Below are 16594 nucleotides of genomic sequence, written 5' to 3'. Positions count from 1 at the left end.
CGCACCGACTCCACCGCCGCGCGGCGCGGCGCCGTCACCTGTCGACCCGGTTCAGGTCCGGTAGCGCGTGCTCGGCCGCCCCGCCCCGGCTGCGTCGTAGCCGACGAGCGTCGGCGGGCCGTCGGAGACCTTCGCTACCGCAGCGCCTCGAAGTGCTCTTTCATCGCCGGGTAGTAGTCGTCGAAGTTCGGCATCGGCTGGCCGTCGCGCGACGCCACCAGCGCGTCGAGGTAGTACTCCCAGCCCGGACCGACGTCGCCGACGCCCTCGGTATCGGTCAGGTGCTGCGTGAACCGCAGTTCGGTCACGCCCGCACTCTCGACCAGCACCATGTCCAGGTGCCAGCTCCCGTGCTCGTCCACGGCGGAGACCGCCAGCCGACGTGGCGGCTCGCACGCGTCGATGGTGAACTCCATCCAGGGCTGGCCCTCCTCGTGCGCCATCTGCACCTTGATCGTGCGTCCCGGCGCCGCGTCGCCCTGCCACGGGCCGAACCAGCGTGCCGTGCGCGCCGGATCGGTCAGGCTCGCCCAGACGTCGGCCATGGGAGCGCGGAACGTGCGGGTCAGCACGAGGTCGTCGCCGAGCAGCCGGCCGGTGGGTGTGGGGCTCATGCGGTCTCCTTCTGAGACGGGTGCTGCGCGGCGGCCGTGTGCCGCTCGCGGCGGGTGCGGTAGACCTCGGTCTCCAGTGCGTCGAGGCGGTGCTGCCAGCCGGCCGGGCGGGTCAGCCGCCCCAGCCACCCGGTCAGTTCGTCGAGCGGGGCGGTGACCAGTGTGTAGACACGTCGGCGCCCGTCGGCCGTGTCGCGCACCAGGCCGGCCTCGCGCAGGACGCGCAGGTGACGGCTGACGGCCGGCCGGCTGATCACGAACCGGTCGGCGATCTGACCGGCCGTGAGTGGTTCGTCGCGCAGCATCAGCAGGATCTCCCGCCGTACCGGATCGGCGATCGCACCGGCCACCTCGTCCACAGAGGAAGCGTAACCGACACGTTACGCTTTTGGCAACGCCAACGACCGAGACCGTCTTCAGTCAGCCCGCACCAGGGCGCCCGGGCAGTCACGAAGCCGACCACCGACCACCGGCCACAGCATCGAGCACCGAGCACCGAGCACCGAGCACCGAGCACCGAGCAGGATGCCGTGGTACCCGGGCGATCACCGATTCCGGTGGTTCGGCGTTGCCCTTTCGGTCATCCGGGCCCGTACCTGGGACAGGCTCGGCACGGAACCACGGGCGCCGAAGCCCTCCGTCGCGATCGCTCCGGCCGCCGTCGCCGAACGGGCCGCCTCGTCCAGCGGCTGCCCCTCGGAGAGTGCGACCGCCAGGGCGGCGGTGAAGACGTCTCCGGCGCCGGTGGTGTCGACGACGGCTGCCGGGCAGGCGGGTACGGAGATCGGGTCCGCGCCGGCCGGGTGGATCGTGCACCCGGCATCGCCCCGGGTGACCACCACGGCCTGCACGCCCATCCCGAGCAGCCGGTCCACTCCGCCGAGCGCGGACAGTTCCGACTCGTTGGGCGTGAGTACCGAGACGAGCCCGAGCAGGGCTGCCGGCAGTGGGCGGGCCGGGGCGGGGTTGAGCAGGAAGCACCAGCCGCGTGCCCGCGCGGTCGCCGCAGCGGCCTGGACGGCGTCGAGCGGGACCTCCAGGCAGGCGACCACGACGACGTCGTCGCCCCGCACGTCCGCCAACGCCGAGGTGACCAGTGCCGGGGTCACCTCGGCGTTGGCGCCCGCGACGATGGCGATGGAGTTCTCCCCCGCCTCGTCGACCAGGACGATGGCAATCCCGGTCGGACCCGGAACCGTCGACACCGCGTCGACGAGCACCCCTCGGTTGGCCAGGTCGGCCCGGGCGGCCGTACCCCGCTGGTCGTCGCCGAGGGCGGCGACCAGGTGGGTGGTCGCGCCGAGGGTGGCCGCAGCGGCGGCCTGGTTTCCGCCCTTGCCGCCGTGCGTCTCGGTGAACCGTGACATCACGACGGTCTCGCCGGGCAGCGGCATGCGGTCGCCCACGGCCACCAGGTCGACGTTGACCGAGCCGACGACGACCACGGTGCTCATCGGAGCCTCCCGATGTGCGCCCTGCCGGAACCGGGGCACCGTTGCGGGACCGGAAGCAGCTTCGACACCGGCTCCGCAGCCGGTCGGGCCGGCTCGGGAACGCGGGCCGGTGGAAACGGCACAGGTACCGGCCGGCCGGCGGTCCGACGGTGGTGACGCGGTCCGGCCCGGTCGCGTCCGGCGGTAGGGGTAAGGCCTGGCGGCTCAGGCGCCCGGCCGTGAACGGACCTGCCCGGGCGGCGAGCGGCTGGCGGGTACCGACGGTTCGGGGCGGGGGCGCAGGCGCGGGTCACGCCGACTCCCGCACGACGAGGGCGCCGGGTACGACGATGTCCCGGACGGGGCCGTCGAGTTCTCCGGTTATCCGTTGCAGAAGCAGCCGGCCGCAGACCGTCCCCTTCTCGTAGGCGCGGTTGTCGATGGTGGTCAGTGCGGGGCGGACGAGGGCGGCGGCGTCGATGTCGTCGAATCCGGTCACCGCCACGTCGTCGGGGACGGTACGTCCGGCGGCCTGGAGGGCGTCGATCGCGCCGATGGCGGCGAGGTCGTTGACGCAGACGATCGCGTCGAGGGTGGGGTCGTCGGCGAGGGCTGCCGCGACGGCGGCGCGGGCGCCGCGACGGGTGTAGTCGGATCTGATCACGAGTTTCGGGTCGAGGGCCAGCCCGGCGCCGAGTAGCGCGTCCTCGTAGCCGCCGAGCCGGCCGGCGGCGGGGCCGATCCCGGTCGCGCCGACGAAGGCGATCCGGGTACGTCCCTGGCGCAGCAGGTGCCGGGTCGCCTCGGCCACGCTGACCCGGTCGTCGCCGTGCACCCGGTCGGCGATCGGCGGTGCCTTCATCGGGCCGAGCATGACCACCGGGGTGTGTGGGCCCAGCAGTCCCCCGAGCGCCTCGGCGGGGGTACGGAACAGGTCGATGATCAGTCCGTCGACCGCCCGGCTGACCATGTCGGTGATGAACGCGGCCTCCCGGGCGGCGTCGCCGTCGGTACTGCAGACCACCACCTGGTAGCCGGCGTCGCTGATCGCGTCCTGCACGCCGCGGGCGACCATCGGATAGAAGGGGTTGGTGATGTCGGACATGACGAACGCGACGGTCTGGGTGCGTTGGGTCCGCAGGCTCACCGCGAGTTGGTTGGCCCGGTAGTTCAACTCCTTGACCGCGGCCTGGACCCGCTCCCTGGCCTCGGCGGAGACGGGCCGCCGACCGCTCAGCGCGTGCGACACGGTCGTCGGGCTCACCCCGGCGATCTCCGCGACGTCTGCGATGCGGGGTCGGGGCATTCGCACTCCTTGCGAGGGTGGACAGCGCAAATCGTTTTGGTGTCCCGGGGCTGGCTCTGATGGTGCTGAGCAGTCTGCGCTGAGGTCCTCAGGCTTGTCAAACATCAGTTTTCCGACCTTCAGGAATTATCGATGACCTCGGGCCGGAACAGGGCGTCCCGGTCTCTTCGGCACTAGCGCAAATCCATTTGCGCGCTATCGTGTTCTCCCACCACGGCCTCCTGACGTTCGAGGGAGTGAAGCCCGATGACCGAACCACGCGACCGCATCCCCGACGCGGTCCTCGGCCCGGCCGTCGGCCGCTTCGTCCCGCCGGGTGTCGCGGGGCACGCACATCCATCGCGCCAATTGTCCTGCATCACCGGCAGGACGGAACCGAGGACGACGTGCACGACCCATTGAGCGCCTACGACCTGGTCCACGACGAGCTCGCCCAGGCCCGGGAGACCGGGTACCAGGTCGACGAGCTCGCCGCCGAACTCGCCGCCCTCGACCCCGGCGACACCACCGCACTCGAACAGCTCTACCAACGGGTACTCGACGCGCCGCGTCGGGCGGACTGGCCCTACCAGGAACCCGAGGGCCTCGACGCCATCCTCGCCAGCCTGCCGAGCGACCCGCACCGACCCGCACCCGTCGGGACGGAACTGGAGGACAAGGTACGCGGCGGCTGGCTCGGCAGGATCGCGGGCTGCAACCTCGGCAAGCCGGTCGAGAACGGCCAGCACTGGACCTCCGCACACCTGCGCGACTACCTGGAGCGGGCCGGGGCGTGGCCGCTGCGCGGGTACATCCCGGCCCTCGACCCGATGCCCGACGGCTTCGTACTGCGGGAGAACTGGGTGCACACCACCCGTGGCCGGGTACGCGGTTCCGCCCGCGACGACGACATCGACTACGCCATCCTCGGCCTGCACCTGCTGGAACAGCACGGCGACGGGCTCGAACCGCGACACGTCGCCGACGCCTGGTTGACGCTGCTGCCTTTCCTCCAGACCTACACCGCCGAGCGGGCCACCTACCGCAACCTGCTCGGCGGGGTACCGGTCGAGCGGGCGGCCACGCACCGCAACCCGTACCGGGAGTGGATCGGGGCGTTGATCCGTGGCGACGCCTTCGGCTGGACCAACCCGGGCCGGCCCCGGGACGCGGTCCGGCTCGCCTATCAGGACGCCTCGCTGTCGCACACGGCGAACGGCGTCTACGGCGAGATGTGGGCGGCGGCGATCGTGGCGAGCGCGTTCACCGCCGGCACGGTACGGGAGGCGTTCGACCGCTCGCTGCTCTCCGTACCACCGGGCTCGCGCCTGTACGAGACGCTGACGGCCGTCCGGGACCTGCGCGACTCCGGCGCGACCTGGGAGACGGCGTTGGACACCATCCAGCGGCGCTGGGGCTCCTACGGTTGGGTGCACACCGTCAACAACGCCGCGCTGATCGCCGCCGGTCTGCTCTGGGGCGACGGCGACTACGCCACCACTGTCGGGCTGACGGTGCAGGGCGGCTGGGACACCGACTCGAACGGGGCGACCGCCGGCTCCGTCGCCGGGGTCGTCCTCGGTGCGGCCCGCCTGCCGGAGCACTTCGTCGGACCGCTGCGGGACCGTACCCGGTCGGCCCTGTTCGGCTACGACAACTCGGCGATCTCCGCACTGGCCCGCCGGACCGCCGCCCTCGCCGCACCGGGGGCACTGTCGGCGCGGGCGTCGGCCGGAAGCCCGGGGACGCCGGTCCGGGACGAGGCCGACGTCGTCACCGTGCAGGGGGGTGGCGTGGGGCGCCCGCGATACCACGTGACCGCGCCGGGCAACTGGCTCAACGACCCCTGCGGCCCGCTGTACTGGGACGGCAGGTACCACCTGTACTACCAGTACAACCCCGATGCGCCGAAGTGGGGACTGATGCGCTGGGGCCACGCGGTCTCGGACGACCTCGTGCACTGGACGGACCGGGGAGTGGCGCTGCGGCCGACGGCCGACGGACCCGACGCGGACGGCTGCTGGTCCGGCTGCGCCCGGATCATCGACGGGCAGCCGGTGTTCTTCTACACCGGCGTCACCGGCACCGGCCCGACCCAGGCGCAGGCGCAGGTCCGGGCCGTCGGTGACGCGACCCTCGACCACCTCCGGCTCGAGCCCGCGACCGCGATCGTCCCGGCGGCCGGCGACCAACACGGTACCCGCCACCAACGCGACCCGTTCCTGGTCCGGCACGACGACCGCTGGGTGATGCTGCTCGGCACCGGCATCCAGACCTCCGAACCGGCCGGCCGTGGCGCGGTGGTCGCGTGGGAGTCGACCGACACGCTCACCTGGTCCTACCGGGGCATCGTCTACTCCCGGCCGGGCGGCATTCGGCCCGGCCCCGGCGTGGCACCCCTCGACCTCGACACCGGACCGGTCTGGGAGTGCCCGCAGCTCGTGCGCATCGACGACGCGTGGGTACTCATCCTCTCGGCCCAGTTGCCGCAGGGGCCGGGTCCGCTCTGCCCGTACGCCGTCTGGTTCGTCGGGGACTTCGACGGGGAGCGGTTCGAGCCGACCTCGATGGGACTGATGGACGCCGGGAACGTCTTCTACGCACCCGCGGTCGCGGAGGGCGTACCGGGCCGGACCCTGCTGTGGGGGTGGATTCAGGAGGACGCGGGCGAAGCCTCGGACGGGTTCGCCGGCGCGCTCAGCCTGCCCCGGGAACTGGCCGTCGCGGACGGGCGGCTGCTGATGCGCCCGGCCGCCGAACTCGATGCGCTCTGGGGTCCTCCGCTGTACGACGAGGACACCCTCACCGTCACCCCGGACGACCCGGTGCGGCTCGCCGGGGGCATCGCGCCGGAGTACCGGCTTCGGTTCGGGTTGTCGCCGCAGGCCGGGCGTGCCGGTGCCCGGCTGGGTCGCAACGGTGACGGGGACGAGTTCTGGGTCGGGGTACGCGACGGCCGGCTGGTGGCCGGCGTGCTGCGCGGCGACGAACTCGTCGAGCGGCACTCGGCCGTGCTGCCGCCGCTGTCCCCCGGCGCGGGCGACCCGACGGTCACCGTCTACGTCGACCACTCCGTCGTCGAGGTCTTCGCGGCCGACTCCTGCGTGCTGACCTGCCGGGTCTATCCGGAACTGGACTGCTCGGACGGCATCTGGCTGGACTCGGCGGCGACGGGGGCGGAGTTCCACCGGATCCAACTCAGCGGCGTCGGGTCATGACCGACGCCGTCCCACCCCGCACCCCCGACCGTCACCGGACCCGGACGGAAGCCCGCGTGCGCGCACGGGCTCTCCCGGCGGTCGGTCCCGCAGCTTCATCGAATTCATCGAGAGGAGATAGAGATGCGATTCAGGAGTAAGGCGGCCCTGGGCGTCGTCGCGGCGCTCGCCCTGGCCGGCTGTCAGGAGAGCGGTACGCCGACGGACCCGACGAAGATCGGCGGGACCGTGTCGCTGTGGTATCTCGAGGACCCCGTGCCGGAGTTCCTCGAGTCCGTCAAGGCCGGCTTCGAGGCGAAGTACCCCGGTACCACCGTGGAACTGACCGAGGTGCCGGAGGACGGCTACGTAACCAAGATCGACACGGCGATCCTCGCCCAGGAGCCCCCGGACGTCGGCTTCGTCTACGAGCCGCGGTGGATGAAAGCCGGCAGCATGATGCCGCTCGACGACGTCATCAAGTCGGAGGGCATCAAGACCGACAACATGAACCAGGTGGCGCTCAGTGAGTGCGAACTCGACGGGAAGCTCTACTGCCTCGGCTCGCTGACCGGCTCGGTCGTACTCGTCTACAACAAGGACCTCTTCGACAAGGCCAAGGTGGCCTACCCGGCGGCCGACAAGCCGATGACGATCGACGAGTACGCGACGATGGCCCGGGCGCTGAAGGCCGGCCTCGACGGCGTCTTCGGCTCCTCCGCCGGAGCGCCGTACACCTGGTCCGACCGGCGCACCCACTTCAGCGACGACGGCAAGAAGATCAGCGGGCTGGTCAACGACAGCTCGACGATCCACCTGTACGAGGTGCTGGCCGGACTCGGTCGCGACAAGGTCTCGCCGTCGCCGGCCGAGGCCGAACTCGTCTCCCCCGGCGACATGCTCGGCGGCGGCAAGCTGGCGATGGCCATCACGGACATGGAGTTCGCCGCGAAAACGCTGGAGCAGGGCAAGTTCCGCTGGGGTGCGGCACCGCCCCCGGTGGAGAAGGCCGGCGACCCGTCGTTCGTCTTCGTCGGCACCGACAAGTACGGCGCCTTCTCCGCCTCGAAGAACCCCGCGACGGCGAAGGCACTGGTCGCCTTCATCGCCACCGAGGGCAACCGGATCCGGATGGAGAAGACCGACCAGCCGCCACTGGACGCCACGATGCTCGCGACCTGGGCCGGTGACAACGCCTCCCGCAAGGAGGTGGTGAGCGTCCTGTCCACGAGCAAGCGGCCGGGGCTGTTCGTCCCCGGGTACTGGGAGGTCCTCGCGACCCTCGGCGACCTGTACGACCAGATGGCCACCGGCGAGGCCGACCCACGCGGCGCCATCGAGAAGGAGGCTCCCGAGCTGCAGAACAAGCTCGACCGGGAATGGGAGACCTGGGAGAACATCAAATGACGGCCGGGGTGGCGGTGAACGTACCGCCAGCTTCGCCGCCACCCGACCGGGCGGTAGGACGGTCTTCCGGGCGGCGACGCCGTTCGGCGTCGGAGCGGCGGGAGGCGCGGGCCGGAATCCTGTTCGCCAGCCCGTGGCTGATCGGGATGCTGGCCTTCACCGTCGGACCGATCGTCGCCTCGATCGTGATCAGCCTGACCGACTGGAGCCTCTCCTCGTCGCCGAACTTCGTCGGCCTGGACAACTACTCCGACATGTTCGGTAGCCGCGACTTCCGCAACTCGGTCACGGTGACGCTGACCTACGTGCTCATCGGGGTACCGCTGTTCCAGGTCGCCGGGCTCGCGCTCGCGCTGCTGCTCAACCTCAAGCTGCCGGGCATGCGGATCTTCCGCACCATCCTGTTCCTGCCCGCCGTGCTCAGCGGGGTGGCGGTCGCGGTCCTCTGGTCGCAGTTGCTGAACCCGGACGGCCCGGTGAACGACGCGCTGCGGCTGCTCGGCGTCGCCGACCCGCCCGGCTGGCTGTCGAGCCCGCGCTGGTCGGTGCCCGCGGTGGTGCTGATCGGGCTCTGGAGCACCGGAACGGGCGCCATCATCTACCTCGCCGGCCTCCAGAACGTGCCGCCGGAACTCTACGAGGTCGCCCGGATCGACGGCGCCGGTCCGATCCGGGCCTTCTTCCGGATCACGCTTCCGATGATCACGCCGACGCTGCTCTTCACCCTGCTCAACGGGATCATCGGGGCGTTCCAGATGTTCGACATCGCCTACGTGCTCGGCGGCAGTCGGGGCGGCAGCGGCGGATCGCTCTCGTTCTACCTGCTCTACCTGTGGAACGAGGGCTTCCGGAACGGTCGGTTCGGCTACGCGTCCGCGCTGGCCTGGGTGTTCGTGGTGGTGGCCGGCGTACTCATCGTCGCGATCCTGAAAACCTCGAACCGGTGGGTATACGAAGAATCGGGAGAACGGTGATGACCGGACGATCGGCCAGCCGGGTGATGTCGGGCTCGCTCGCGTACCTGTTGCTGCTGGCGCTCAGTTTCACGATCCTGCTGCCGCTCGGGTGGATGATCACCGTCGCCCTGAAGCCCGACTACGCCCCGGTCTTCACCTCGCCGACGCAGTGGTTTCCCACCGGCGACTGGCACTGGGAGAACTTCGGTCGCGCCCTGAGCGACCCCGCGCGGCCGTTCCTGCGGTACACCCTCAACACGCTGGTGATCGTCGCGCTGAACATCGTCGGGACCGTCATCTCCTGCTCACTGGTCGGCTACGCGTTCGCGCGGCTGCGGTTCCGGGGCCGCGAGTTCCTGTTCGGCGTACTCATCGTGACGCTGCTGATCCCGTGGCACGTACTGCTCATCCCGCAGTTCCTCATGTACTTCAAGCTCGGCTGGTACGGCACCATCCTGCCGCTGGTCGTGCCCGCCTTCTTCGGGAACGCGTTCTTCATCTTCCTGATCCGGCAGTACATCCGCACCCTGCCACGGGAACTCGAACTCGCGGCGACGGTGGACGGCTGCAACCGTCTCCAGGTCTTCTGGCACGTCGTGCTGCCGCTGTGCCGGCCGGTACTCGCCGTCTGCGTGGTCTTCTCGTTCCTCACCTCGTGGAACGACCTGCTGGGCCCGCTCATCTACCTGCTGCGCAACGAGGACTACACGGTGGCGATCGGGATGGCGAACATGGTGTCGCGGGCGAACCCCAAACTGAACCTGCTGATGGCGGCAAACCTGATCATGATGGTGCCACCGATCGTGCTCTACTTCGTGGCGCAGGAGAAACTCGTCGGCGGGATCGCCTCGGTCGGCATCAAGGGGTGATGCCCCTGGGGAAGGATACGGTCCATGCCGTCGCCGCCGAACGCACCGTGCAGGAGCAGCCGATGACCACCGACGCAACGATGCTCCGGATCAACCAAGGGGTGCAGTTGCATCATCAGCAAGGCCGGCGTGAGGCCGCGCGCGACCTGTTCGCGCAGCTCTGGGACGAGATCGGCGGAGAGCGGGGCGATCCTCTGCACGTCTGCGTCCTCGCGCACTCGATGGCCGACGTGCAGGACGACGTACACCAGGAGTTGGTCTGGGACCAGCGAGCACTGGCGGCGGCCGAGCTGCTCACCGACGCCCGCACCGCCGAGGCCGGGGTGACGCTGCCGGTGGCCGGTCTGTACCCGTCGTTGCACCTCAACCTGGCCGACTGCTACCGCAAACTCGGCGACCTCGGCCGTGCCCGCGAGCATCTCCAGCTTGCCCAGGCGCGGATCGGCGCGCTCGGCGACGACGAGTACGGTCGGCTGATCAAGGGCGGCCTGGACCGGTTGACCCAGCAGCTCGGCTGAACCGCGGCCCATCGGCAGGAGTTCCCGGTCACGAACTGCCGAGCGGACGTGGGGGCGGCGGGTTCAGAGCATCCGACGTAGCGCGGTCTCCACGGCGTTGATCAGCGGGTCACCCTCGGTCCGTGGATGCCGCGCGAGACCGAGCTCGACGTCGGGCAGGGCCGGCAGGGCGTTCGGATCGTGGCAGACCATGGCCGGTTCGAGGTTGCCGGGCATGAGCGCCGCGACGCCGAGCCCGGCCCGGACCGCGGCGAGCACCCCGACCAGGCTGTTGCTCTCGAACGCCACCCGCCAGGGTCGCTCGGTACGCTCCAACGTCTCCAGCACCGAGGTACGCCAGGCGCACGTGTTGGAGAACAGCACCACCGGCAGCGGATCGGCCGTCACCTCCACACCGTGGCCGACGGCCCAGACCAGTGGGCGGCGGACCGTCCAGCGGGGTGGGCCGGGAAGGTCCGGCACCTCGTCGAGCACGAGGTGGACCCGGCTGGCGTCGTAGGCTTCCCGCATCGCGGCCCTGGAGAGGCTGAGCACCTCCAGCGTCGCGCCGGGGTGCAGCCGGGCGAGGTCGGCGAGGGCCTGCGAGAGCCGGGACGCGGCGAGGTCCTCGAGCATCCCGACGCCGCAGTGCCCGGTGAGCGCGCGCCCGGTTTCGGTGAGCGCCTGTAGGGAGAGCGAGAGGATGCGTTCGGCGTACGGCAGAAGCTCCTCACCCGCCCGGGTCGGCGAGACGCCGGCCGGTGACCGGTGCAGCAGTGGCCGGCCGACGACATTTTCGAGCTTGCGTAGCTGCTGGCTGAGCGCGGGCTGGGTGTGTCCGAGCGTGGTCGCGGCACGGCTGATGCTGCCCACCTGCACGGCGGTGACGAACGACCGGAGCAGGACGATCTCGAGATCTCTTGCCATAAGAAATCATTATGGCAGCTCCAACAAAAGTGGCACTTCCTATGATCCGACAAAGGATCTAGCGTCACAGGAATGACCGGATACCGGCAGGTGCTCGCCGTGCCAGGAATGGCATCGCTGCTGGGCGTCTCGCTGCTTGCCCGGACCGCGATCACGGCCGACGTGATGGCGCTGACCCTGTACGTCGTGCTGGGCCTGGAGCTGAGTTACGCGGCGGCGGGCGGTGTCGCGGCGGCCCTGACCGCCGGAGTGGCGGTGGGTGGGCCGCTGCTCGGCCGCATGATCGACTCGCGGGGCCTGCGCACCGTGCTGCTGGTGACCGTCCTGGTGCAGGTCGCGTTCTGGCTGAGCGTGCCGCTCCTGTCGTACGGGTTCCTGCTCGGCGCCAGCTTCGTGGCGGGTCTGCTGATGGTGCCGGCCCAGGCGGTGACCAGGCAGGCGATCGCCGCGATGACGAGGGCGGAGCAGCGCCGGGCCGCGTTCGCGCTGGAATCGGTGCAGGGCGAGCTGTCGTACATCGTGGGCCCGGCGGTGGTGATCCTGGGTGCGGCGACGACGTCCCCCGAGGTGGTGGCGTGGGGGGTCGGCGCCGCGATCGTGGCCGGCGGTGCCGGGATCGCCCTGCTCAACCCTCCGGTACGGGCCGAGGACGAGGCGGCTGCCGGCGCCGCCGGACGGCCGCCGCGCCGGCAGTGGCTCAGCGCCGGGATGATCGCCGCGCTGACGATGGCGTTCGGGACGACGACCCTGCTCAGCGGCGTCGACCTGGCCATCGTCGCCACGTTGCGGGAAGCGGGTCAGGTGTCCTGGGCCGCCGTGGTCGTGGTGGTGTTCGGCGTGTCGTCCGTCGCCGGTGGACTGGTCTACGGCGGGTTGACCCGGCCGATGCCCACCTGGCTGCTGCTCGGCCTGCTCGGGCTCGTGACCGTGCCCGCCGGACTCGCCCGCGACTGGCCCTGGTTGTGCGTGGCCGTCGTCGGCACCGGGCTGCTCACCGCGCCGACCCTCGCCACGGTGGCCGACGCGGTGAGCCGGCTGGCGCCGGCCGGCGTACGGGGTGAGGCGACAGGCTTGCAGTCCTCGGCGCAGAGCGCTGGTTTCGCGCTCGGATCCCCGCTCGTCGGCGTGGCGATCGACCTCTCCGTGCCGGCGAGCGGCTTCGCGGCGGCCGGGCTGGCCGGCCTGGTGGCCGCATCGGCCGGATACCTGCTGTCCCGCCGCTCCCCCACTCGGACGGCGGCTCAGGTCGGCGAGTTCGGCGGTACCCGGGGACCGGACCTGGAGCCACACGCCGCCGAGGCCCACCCCGGCAGGTGAGGTCCGCAAGCGTGCCCGCTGCCGACCCCTGCCCGCGCGTCCGTCGGCAACCCCGCCGAACGCACCGGACCCGCCCCTGCCGGCATCCACCCAAACGACGGTGTACCAAGCATGTATCGACGAAAGGTACTTTCACCACAGGCCGACTGTTGTCGAACCGGACGGCGTCAGCCGGCCTGGCTGCGTCGCTTCCTCCGGCGACGCAGCCCTCCACCGGATCCCGGCCGCCACTCTCGTGCCCGCGGAGAAGATCGCAGCCCCCTACCCGGACCTCGGCCGCCGGTAGGCGAAGCCGACGACACCTACGCCACCGACCATGCGGACCGACCGGGCCGCACGATGTCCGAACAGCGATCCGGCGGACCGGCCGGGGATCGGCCGGACCTGGATTCCGCGCTGTCAACCTCGACATCCGGGTAGCTGGGAACAGCTTGACCTCGGATCCGACCGAAGGGTGCACCCATGTTCCGTTCGCGTTTGTCCAAGCTGCTGATGACCGTTCCACTGGCCCTCGGCGCGACGCTGACGACCGTCGCGCTGGCCGGTCCCGCTGCGGCCGGAGCGACGAAGGTCCCGCACGGTGCGGCGACGAGCGCACTGGTCGAGTGGACCTACTGGGGCACCTACCCGACGAGAGCCGAGTGCGAGGACGTGGGCGAGGAACTGGAGCGGCAAGGACTGATCTTCGACCACGCCTGCAACTACCGGCGGGGCGAGTACGAACTCCGGGTCAGGGTACTGATCTGAGTACCCGGGGCGCCGCACCGTACCCTGGACGATCGAGGGGTGTCGTTCCCGCCCTTCCGTCGGGATCCGCTCGACGGTGACGCCGGAGCCGCCGCAGCACAGTCCGAGACCGTCGCGGACGCCAGCCAAGCCCCTCAGGTGAATCGCCGCCGGGCAGCTTCCCGGACGGCGGAGCCCCAGGGTGGTCACGTCGCGGTTTCCGACGGAGGTGTCCGTACCGTGCCCAGTCCAGTCCGACCCGAGTTCGCCGTCCTCGGCCCCGTCGAGGTCCACGTCGGAGCCGTGTCCGTACCGCTGGCGGGCCCCCGGATCCGTGCCCTCGTCGCGGTACTCGCGCTGCGTGCCGGCGAGCCGGTGCCGGTGTGGCGGATCGTCGAGGCGCTCTGGGAGGGCGAGCCACCCGGAGGCGCCCGCAACCAGGTGCAGGTCTACGTCTCCCGGATCCGCAAGGCCCTGCTCGCCGCCGGCTGTGCGGAACCGGTGGTACGGACGCGCGGTGAGGCGTACCTGCTCGACGTCGAGCCGGATCGGGTCGACGCCCTGCGGTTCACCCGGCTCGTGGCGGCGGCCGAAGCGGCGCGGACCAGCGACGGCGGGCCGGCCGAGCAGGCCGAACTGCTGCGCGAGGCGCTGGCGCTCTGGCGCGGCAACGCCCTCGCGGACGTCACCGGCGCGATGCTCGGCGTGGAGGCCGCCGCGCTGGAGGACCTCCGGTGCGCCGCCCAGGAGCGCCGCGTCGACCTCGACCTCGCCCGGGGGCGGCACGGTGACCTGGTGGCGGAGCTGCGCGGCGCGGTGGCGGAGCGGCCACTGCACGAAGGGTTCCGGCGCCGGCTCGTGCTGGCGCTGGCCGGCTGCGGCCAACCGGCCGAGGCGCTCGCGGCGTACCGGGAAGGGCAGCGGCTGCTCCGTGACGAACTGGGCCTGGATCCCAGCGAGGAACTCCAGGAAACGGTCCGGTCGATCCTGCGGGGTACCGCGCCGAGGCCCGACCCGCCCGCCGACCGGGGGGTGCCGGTGGGCGGACGGTTCGCCACGGTGACGAGCTGTTCGCTGCCGCCGGCGGTGGCGGGATTCGTGGGACGCGGCACCGAGGCGGAGGCGCTGCGGGCCGCCCTGGACCGGGTCGGCGACTTTCCGGCCGTGGCGCTGGTGACCGGTGCGGGTGGGATCGGCAAGTCGACGCTCGGCATCCGGGTGGCGCACGACCTGCGTGCCGCCTTTCCGGACGGGCAGCTCTTCGTCGACCTGCGCGGAAGCCAGGCAGATCCGATGCCGCCGCGTGAGGCACTCGGGCACCTGCTCCGCGGTCTGGGCGTGACCGGCGCGCTGCTGCCCGACGACCTGACCGAGCGACTGCTGCTGTACCGGTCGATGGCCGCCGACCGGCGCATCCTGGTGATGCTGGACGACGCGGCGCACGAGCACCAGGTGCGGCCGTTGGTTCCGGGCGCGGGCGGCTCGGCGGTGCTGCTGACCAGCCGCTCCCGGCTCGTCGGGCTCGACGACGCGACCCGGGTCGAGCTGGGGGTGCTGACCCGCGCGGAGTCGCTGCGGCTGTTGGGCAGCATCGCCGGGGAGGACCGGCTCGCGGCGGCACCCGTGGCCGCCGACCGGATCGCGCGGCTGTGCGGGGACCACCCGCTCGCGGTACGGATCGCCGCGGCCCGCCTCGCCGAACGCCCGCACCTGCAACCGGGCCGGCTGGCCGCCGAACTGTCCGACGAACGGGCCAGGTTGGACGCGCTGCGCGCCGGTGACCTGGAGGTACGCGCGACGTTGGCGGTCAGCTACGGCGGGCTGACCGACCCGCAACGGCGGGCGGTACGCCTGCTCAGCCTGGGCGACGTGCCGGACTTCCCCGCCTGGGCGGCGGCCTGTGTGCTCGACCTGCCGCCGGACGAGGCCGAGGAGATCGTCGAACGGGTCGCCGACGCACGGCTGCTCGATCCGGTCGTCACCGACGGCGGTACCGGCGAGGTCCGGTTCCGTTTCCACGAACTCGTCCGGCTCTTCGGCCGCGAACGGGCGGCGGCCGAGGAGACGGCGGCGGCGCGGGCCGGGGCGGTGCGTCGCCTCCTCGCCGGCTACCTGGTCGCCGCCGAGGAGGCGGGTCGGGTGGCGACCGGGATCGTCGGTGCCCCGCCCCTGGACGCGCCCCGGTACCCGCTGCCCGAGGACCGGCTGTCGGCCATCCGGGCCGACCCGCCGACCTGGTTCGCCCGGGAGCTTGCGGCGCTGGTCGCGCTGGTCCGGCAGGCCGCCACGGTCGGCGAGGCGGTGGCGGCCTGCGGGCTCGCGGCGAGCATGGCGGAGTTCCTGGAGACGAGGAACTTCCACGACCACTGGTTCGACACGCACAGCCGGGCACTCGCCGCGGCCCGCGCCGTGGACGCCGTACCCGCGATCCTGGCGATGGTCCGTAACCTCGGCGAGCTGCACACCATCCGCGACGACCACGCCGCCGCCCTCGACTGTTTCACCGAGGCGCTGGCGCTGTCCCGGCAGACCGGCGATCTCGGGTACGCCGTCGCCGCACTGGTCGGTCTCGGCTACCTGCAACGCCTGGCCGGCCACTACACCCGCAGTATCGAGTCGTTCACCGCCGCCGCCGAGGCTGCCCGTCGCGCCGGTAACCGCAACGGCGAGATCTACGCCGAGCAGGGCGTCGGCGCGGTCTGGTTCGAGCAGGGACGCCTCGACCAGGCCGCGACCCGGTACACCGAGTGTCTGCGCCGCAGCCGGGTCGCCGGATATCGGGCGGTCGAGGCGCAGGCGCTGCGCGGTATCGGGCTGGTGCAGCTCGCCCGGGGCGAGGCGGTCGAGGCGGCGGAGTCGTTCCGCCAGGCCCGGGAGATCAGCGCCGCGCTGGGCGACCGGCTGGTCGAGGCGTACGCCGTGCAGTTGCTGGGGCATGCCCACGCGCTCACCGGCGAGTACGCGCAGGCCGAAACCCTGCTGCGGCAGGCCAACCGCGTCTTCGAGCGGTTCGACAGCCGGTTCGGTCTGGCGATGGTGCTGGTCAGCCTCGCCACCATGCGGCTGCACCAGCACCGGGTCGAGGAGGCCCGCGCGCTGTTGGAGCGGGCCTGCGGGCTCTGGCGCCGGCTCCGGATGCCGTACTGGGGCGCGCAGGCGCTGGACCTGCTCGCCGAGGCACGCAGGCGGACCGGTGACGGCCCGGCGGCAGACCGGGCCGCAGCCGAGGCCCGGGCGCTGCGGTCCACCGTCGATGCCGAGACGGTACGGGCGGGTGCGTCGTAGCTTTCCGACGGATCGGCACGGTCCGCCGCTGAATTTTTTCACGCGTCCGGGTTCAGCCGGGTGTCAGCGCAGGTACAGCGC

13 protein-coding genes are annotated in these 16594 nt (G+C 71.7%); 8 read left to right on the top strand and 5 right to left on the bottom strand.

Annotated features, from left to right (window positions below; genetic code table 11):
- Nucleotides 1-134: 134 nt before the first annotated feature.
- The 4 genes from Pen02_RS14520 to Pen02_RS14505 form a co-directional block, all read right to left on the bottom strand.
- On the bottom strand, nt 135-614 hold the full coding sequence (locus Pen02_RS14520; RefSeq protein WP_203866528.1) for an SRPBCC family protein: 480 nt from the start codon (nt 612-614) through the stop codon (nt 135-137).
- Nucleotides 611-973 (bottom strand): metalloregulator ArsR/SmtB family transcription factor, encoded by a 363-nt coding sequence (locus Pen02_RS14515; protein ID WP_203866527.1) that lies wholly within the window; start codon nt 971-973, stop codon nt 611-613. Before Pen02_RS14515 ends, Pen02_RS14520 begins: the two co-directional genes overlap by 4 nt.
- A 186-nt stretch (nt 974-1159) precedes the next feature.
- Nucleotides 1160-2068, bottom strand: a complete 909-nt coding sequence (locus tag Pen02_RS14510; RefSeq protein ID WP_203866526.1) for a PfkB family carbohydrate kinase — start codon at nt 2066-2068, stop codon at nt 1160-1162.
- 289 nt (nt 2069-2357) lie between these two features.
- Complete coding sequence (locus tag Pen02_RS14505) at nt 2358-3353, bottom strand: LacI family DNA-binding transcriptional regulator (RefSeq protein WP_203866525.1); 996 nt, start codon at nt 3351-3353, stop codon at nt 2358-2360.
- 386 nt (nt 3354-3739) lie between these two features.
- Between Pen02_RS14505 and Pen02_RS14500 the strand changes: the two genes are divergently transcribed.
- The 5 genes from Pen02_RS14500 (at nt 3740) to Pen02_RS14480 (ending at nt 10279) form a co-directional block, all read left to right on the top strand.
- Nucleotides 3740-6550 carry an ADP-ribosylglycohydrolase family protein gene (locus tag Pen02_RS14500; protein WP_203866524.1) on the top strand — a complete coding sequence of 937 codons (2811 nt, stop codon included), beginning with the start codon at nt 3740-3742 and terminating at the stop codon, nt 6548-6550.
- Between the two features lie 123 nt (nt 6551-6673).
- The gene (locus Pen02_RS14495; RefSeq protein ID WP_203866523.1) at nt 6674-7936 is read left to right on the top strand and encodes an extracellular solute-binding protein; all 1263 of its coding nucleotides are present in this window, start codon (nt 6674-6676) and stop codon (nt 7934-7936) included.
- Nucleotides 7933-8910, top strand: coding sequence for a carbohydrate ABC transporter permease (locus Pen02_RS14490; protein WP_203866522.1), 978 nt, complete (start codon nt 7933-7935; stop codon nt 8908-8910). Before Pen02_RS14495 ends, Pen02_RS14490 begins: the two co-directional genes overlap by 4 nt.
- Nucleotides 8910-9761 (top strand): carbohydrate ABC transporter permease, encoded by an 852-nt coding sequence (locus Pen02_RS14485; RefSeq protein ID WP_203866521.1) that lies wholly within the window; start codon nt 8910-8912, stop codon nt 9759-9761. The genes Pen02_RS14490 and Pen02_RS14485 overlap by 1 nt, the downstream gene beginning before the upstream one ends.
- Nucleotides 9762-9823: 62 nt before the next feature.
- Entirely contained in the window at nt 9824-10279 is a 456-nt protein-coding gene (locus tag Pen02_RS14480) for a hypothetical protein (protein ID WP_203866520.1), read from the top strand.
- Between the two features lie 63 nt (nt 10280-10342).
- On the opposite strand, the gene Pen02_RS14475 is transcribed toward Pen02_RS14480, so the two are convergent.
- Nucleotides 10343-11185 carry a LysR family transcriptional regulator gene (locus Pen02_RS14475; RefSeq protein WP_203866519.1) on the bottom strand — a complete coding sequence of 281 codons (843 nt, stop codon included), beginning with the start codon at nt 11183-11185 and terminating at the stop codon, nt 10343-10345.
- A gap of 72 nt (nt 11186-11257) precedes the next feature.
- On the opposite strand from Pen02_RS14475, the gene Pen02_RS14470 reads away from it, so the two are divergent.
- From Pen02_RS14470 to Pen02_RS14460, 3 genes are all read left to right on the top strand, one after another.
- Complete coding sequence (locus tag Pen02_RS14470; protein WP_203866518.1) at nt 11258-12502, top strand: MFS transporter; 1245 nt, start codon at nt 11258-11260, stop codon at nt 12500-12502.
- A gap of 462 nt (nt 12503-12964) precedes the next feature.
- Nucleotides 12965-13249 (top strand): hypothetical protein, encoded by a 285-nt coding sequence (locus tag Pen02_RS14465; protein WP_203866517.1) that lies wholly within the window; start codon nt 12965-12967, stop codon nt 13247-13249.
- 219 nt (nt 13250-13468) lie between these two features.
- Nucleotides 13469-16513 (top strand): AfsR/SARP family transcriptional regulator, encoded by a 3045-nt coding sequence (locus Pen02_RS14460; protein ID WP_203866516.1) that lies wholly within the window; start codon nt 13469-13471, stop codon nt 16511-16513.
- Nucleotides 16514-16594: the final 81 nt, after the last annotated feature.

The organism is Plantactinospora endophytica (genome assembly GCF_016862915.1).
Taxonomy (GTDB): Bacteria; Actinomycetota; Actinomycetes; order Mycobacteriales; family Micromonosporaceae; genus Plantactinospora; species Plantactinospora endophytica.
This window is presented reverse-complemented; position numbering and strand designations above follow the sequence as displayed.

Coding starts and splice junctions, on each gene's coding strand:
- Pen02_RS14520 (WP_203866528.1), bottom strand. CDS start 614: ATGAGCCCCACACCCACCGGCCGGCTGCTCGGCGACGACCTCGTGCTG.
- Pen02_RS14510 (WP_203866526.1), bottom strand. CDS start 2,068: ATGAGCACCGTGGTCGTCGTCGGCTCGGTCAACGTCGACCTGGTGGCC.
- Pen02_RS14505 (WP_203866525.1), bottom strand. CDS start 3,353: ATGCCCCGACCCCGCATCGCAGACGTCGCGGAGATCGCCGGGGTGAGC.
- Pen02_RS14495 (WP_203866523.1), top strand. CDS start 6,674: ATGCGATTCAGGAGTAAGGCGGCCCTGGGCGTCGTCGCGGCGCTCGCC.
- Pen02_RS14490 (WP_203866522.1), top strand. CDS start 7,933: ATGACGGCCGGGGTGGCGGTGAACGTACCGCCAGCTTCGCCGCCACCC.
- Pen02_RS14485 (WP_203866521.1), top strand. CDS start 8,910: ATGACCGGACGATCGGCCAGCCGGGTGATGTCGGGCTCGCTCGCGTAC.
- Pen02_RS14480 (WP_203866520.1), top strand. CDS start 9,824: ATGACCACCGACGCAACGATGCTCCGGATCAACCAAGGGGTGCAGTTG.
- Pen02_RS14475 (WP_203866519.1), bottom strand. CDS start 11,185: ATGGCAAGAGATCTCGAGATCGTCCTGCTCCGGTCGTTCGTCACCGCC.
- Pen02_RS14470 (WP_203866518.1), top strand. CDS start 11,258: ATGACCGGATACCGGCAGGTGCTCGCCGTGCCAGGAATGGCATCGCTG.
- Pen02_RS14465 (WP_203866517.1), top strand. CDS start 12,965: ATGTTCCGTTCGCGTTTGTCCAAGCTGCTGATGACCGTTCCACTGGCC.